This is a genomic window from Microbacterium sp. (genome assembly GCF_039812165.1).
GTDB lineage: Bacteria > Actinomycetota > Actinomycetes > Actinomycetales > Microbacteriaceae > Microbacterium.
Genome location: NZ_JBDIAB010000218.1, coordinates 1 through 4,478, shown reverse-complemented (window position 1 = coordinate 4,478; position 4,478 = coordinate 1). Strand labels below are relative to the sequence as shown.

Sequence of the window (4,478 nt, the reverse complement as noted above, 5' to 3'; positions counted from 1 at the left end):
CGATCGTGCCGCCGTCGGGCCCGCTCGGCGCCGGCGGGGCGTCGACGGTCAGCGCGCCCCAGCCGAGGAGCTCTCCGACCTCGCCCTGGTTGCCCGACTGCGCGACGACCTTGAGAGCGCCGACCGGAAGGGTCGCCCCGGCGAGCGGCGCCACGACGACGCCGGACGCGTCCGCCTGGAACCACGTGCCCAGCCACGGGTAGCGCGGCGAGCCGTCGGCGGTGTACGGCGTCAGGAAGATCCAGTCGCCCTCCTGTGCACCGGGCACGGTCACGACGAGCGCCGTGGCCCGCTTCTCGACCGTGACCCCGTTCGCGTTCGCGTCGGTCAGGGTGGCGGCATCCACCGGATCGGGTGCGCCGTTGGGCTGGTACGCGCCCACGACGAACTCGGCGGACTGCACGGTGCGCACGGTGTCGCCCGACTTGAGCGAGCCCGTGAGGAGCCGCAGGGTGTGCGCGCCCTCGGTGAACGCCGGAGACGAGCCGGCGGCGCCGGTCGCGGTTCCGTCGGGGAGGCGGATCTCGGCGTCGAACGTGCCGTCCTCCGCGTTCGCCTCGATGATCGCCCAGATGGTCTGGTTCTGATGCAGGTCGGCCGTGAGGTGGCTGTACGCGCCCTCGTCGATCTTGACCGCGATGACGGAGCCGCCGCGCTTCTCGGCCGGATGGCACCAGCCGGTGCCTGTGACGTGCAGCGTGCCGCCGAGACCCACGCCGGGGTTCTCGATCGTGATGGCGGGCGCGGAGCCCGTCGGCACGCACGTGGGCTCCTCCTCGGTGCCCCCGCCGGTGTGCGGCACGCCGCCCACGGTGAGGAACCCGGTCGTCACCGTGCGCAGGACGTCAGCCGAGTCGAACCTGCCGGACTGGAACAGCACGCTCAGGTACTGACCCGCGGTCAGGCCGTCGGGTGCGTCGATCTCGACCTCGAAGTCGCCGTCCGCGTCGATCGCGATGACGTTCGCGTGGCTCGAGGGGTTCGAGGGCGCCAGCAGCGTCCAGATCGTGTTGTCGCCGGTCGCCGACGGATGCACGACCACGCCCGCGCCGGAGCGCGTGTACTGCGTCGTCGCTCCCGAGTTGAGCTTGATGGCGACGGTCGAGGCGCCGGTGCCGGCCCGGTTCACCCAGCCGGTGCCCTTGATCCTGATGGTGCTGCCGTCGCCGGCGTCCACGTCCTTCTGCACCCACGCCGTCGCGGTGCCGCCCGTGGCGGCGTCCGTGTAGGTCACCGTCTCGTGCGCCCAGCTCGGCGGGTCGCCGGCGCCGGGCTCTTCGCCGGGCACGTCGCCCGCGATCTCGAAGGTCGCGTTGAGCGAGCGGACCACGTCGGCGGCGCGCGTCTCGAGCGTGCCGGAGAGGAAGCGGATCTGATGGCTCGAGCCCGCCGCCCAGTCGGTCCACGACCCGTCCGCCAGCCGCGCGTTGTCGACGGTCGGGTAGGGCACGGTGAGCGTCCAGTCGCCGTTCGCGTCGGCCTCGACGATCGCGTGCAGACGCTTGTCGGCGGTCGCCGTCCCGGTGACCGGGTTCGTGACCTCGCGCTTCGTGTACACGGTGTTCGGGTCGCCCGAGAAGGTCGCGTCGATCAGCACGCTGAACACCGATCCCTTCGACCCGTCCTGCACCCGCCAGTTCGTGCCCGACACGACGATGTCCTGACCCGGCGTGATCGTGGTCGGCGCCGTATAGGTGACCTCGCGCCCGGCGCCGTCGGTGACGGTGTAGGTGCGCACGGCGGGCGCCTCGGTGACCGTCAGCGTCGCGGCATCCGTCTCGGCGCTGCCGGCGGCGTTCGTGAAGACGGCCTTGAACTGCGTGCCGCTCTGCGCGAGCGCGGCGTCCGACACCGTCAGCGCGGTGCCGGTGGCACCCGCGAGCACGGCCCACTGGCCGGTCGGCGTCTTCGACCACCACTGCACGGCGGGGGCCGGTGCCCCGCTGGCGGCGACGGTGAAGCGCGCGGTCTGCCCGACCTCGACGCTCGTGTCCGTCGGCTGCGCCGTGACGGTCGGGGCGACCTGCTCGCTCACGACCGTGAGGGTCGCGGCGCTCGTCGTCGCCGAGCCGCCGGCGTTGGTGAACACCGCACGGTAGCGCGCACCGGATGCCGTCGACTCGTCGACCGGGACGGTGAGCGTCGTCGTCGTGGCGCCCGGCACGTCGGCCCACTCGCCGCCCGCGCTCGACTGCCACTGCACGGTCGGGGTGGGGACACCGCTCGCGGCCGCCGTGAAGGCGGCCGCCGCACCGCGTTCGGCGGTGACGTGAACGGGCTGCGTCGTGATCTCGGGCGCGGCAGCCGGTGCGATCACGAGCTGCACCGGGGCGGACACGACCCAGCCGGCGGCGTTCGCGACGACGGCCCTGACATTCGTCGTCGTGCGAGAGCTCGTCACCCACGTCTCGCCGCTGTTGCCCGCCCAGATGGGACTCCAGTTGTACGGGCTCGCGCCGGCGTTCGTCTGCCAGTAGACGGTCGGGGTCGGATCGCCGGCCACCTCGACGCGGAACGTCGCCGGGGTCCCCGCCGTGGTCGTCACCGTCTGGGGCTGGGACAGGATGCCCGGCGCCGCCCCCTCGGCCGGGTCCACGATCGCGAACGGAGCCGTCGCGACGGTCACGGAGGGGTTCTGGTTCCACGAGCTGAACTGCAGCTCGTAGTCGTCGGCAGCGGCGAGAGCGCCGTCGTCGCCGGGGTCGACGCCGACGTAGCGGAGGAGGGGGATGGTGAGCTCGACGCCCGAGAAGGACCCGTCGCCGCCGACCCGGACGAACTCCTCGACCGTCTCCGTCACGCGCACGACGCCGCCGGTCGACGGGCTGCCGAGATCGACGATGACCCGAGTGTCGGGGACGAACCCGCTGCCCGACACGGTGACCTTGTCGCCGCGGTGATACGGCCCCACCGAGGCGATCGTCACGACCGGGGCGGCCTTGATCGTCAACGTCGCGGCCGCGCTCGTGACACTCCCCGCGCCGTTGCGGAACACCACCCGGAACCGCGCCCCGTCGACGAGGTACGCGGCGTCCGCCGCGTCGGCGGCACTCAGCGAGAGCGCGGAGACGTGGAAGTCCCAGCCGTCCAACGTGAGGAGGTGCTCCTTGCCGGGCAGGTCGCGCCACGTTCCGCCGTCATCGACCTGCCACTGCGCGCTGGCCGGCGCAGGGGTCAAGCCCGTGCGCGCCTCGAACGCCGCGCCCGTCGCGTTCGACCACATCGTCAGGTCGGCCGGCTGCTGCGTGATCGCGGGCAGCTCGGTCGGCTCCGGCTCCGGCTCGCCGGTCCCCGCGCTGACCGAGAACCACACCTGCGCGCTCGTCGCGGGCATCGGGTTGCCGTAGACGGGGTTGCTCGCGAAGGTGAGCGAGTGCTTGCCCTCGTTCTCGTCGGTGCCCGGGCCGGTCTCCGAGACGTTCTCGCGCAGCGTGACCGTGCCCGAGAACGTCCCGTCGGCGTGGGTCTGGAAGGTGGGGAAGGCACCCGTCGGCGACACTCCGGGAGTGACCGCGTCCGGGCCGCCCCAGGTCGCCTCGATGATGCCCACCGCACTCGTCGCCGACAGCCCGTCCGCTCGTGCGAACACGAGCGATCCGCCGGCGCCGTCGTCGCTCACGTAGCCGGCTCCGGTGAACGAGATCGTCTCACCCGGCGCGTAGCTCGCCTTGTCGAGCGTGATCGAGGTGGCGGTCAGGCGCGCGGCATCGGTCGTCGCACTGCCCGCGGCGTTGGTGAAGACGGCGCGGTACGACGTGCCCGACAGCGTCGTCGGGGCCGCCGCGATCGTGAGCGTGGGTCCCGTGGCACCCGCGACATCGCTCCACTCGCCGCCGGGCGTCCGCGACTGCCACTGGGCGGTCGGCGACGGATCGCCCGACGCGGATGCCGTGAAGACGGCATCCGTGCCCGCCGGCACGGCCGTGGCCCTCGGCTGAGTGCTGACGGCGGGAGCGACGGCCGCGGGCGGCGCCTCGGCGGTCGTGACGTCGGCTGCGGCCGTGCGGATCACGTCGCCGTTCAGCATGGATCCGGTGAGCAGGCGCACGCCGTGGGTCTCGCCGGCGGCCCAGGCCTTGTCGGAGTTGGCGAGCGTGGGCCAGGGCAGCTCGACCGACCACTCCCCGGTGGCGTCGGCCTGGGCGACCGCGTAGATGGTCTTGTTCGGCTGCACCGCACCGGTCACCGGGTGCGTCACCTCGAGCTTCGTCGAGACGCCGCCCTCGTCGAGCTTGACCGCGATGATCGAGCCCTGGGTCGCGGTGCCGTCGAGCCAGCCGCTGCCGGAGATCAGGAGGGGGCGGCCCTCGTGCCAGGTCGCGGGCACGTAGTACTTCGCACCGTCGGTCGTGGTGTACTCGGTGCCGACGTGCGCGAGCGCGTCGAGCGCGAACACGAGAGCCCGGAACGCGCCGTCGAGCTCCGGCGACCCGGTCTCGACGACGGGTGCGGCGGGCGCGCTCGTGACCGGAGCGGAC

The 4,478-nt window shown here is 73.0% G+C and carries 1 pseudogene; it reads right to left on the bottom strand.

From position 1 onward, the window contains the following. Positions 1-4,478 (bottom strand): annotated as a pseudogene (locus tag WML84_RS13125) (hypothetical protein); the annotation flags it as partial.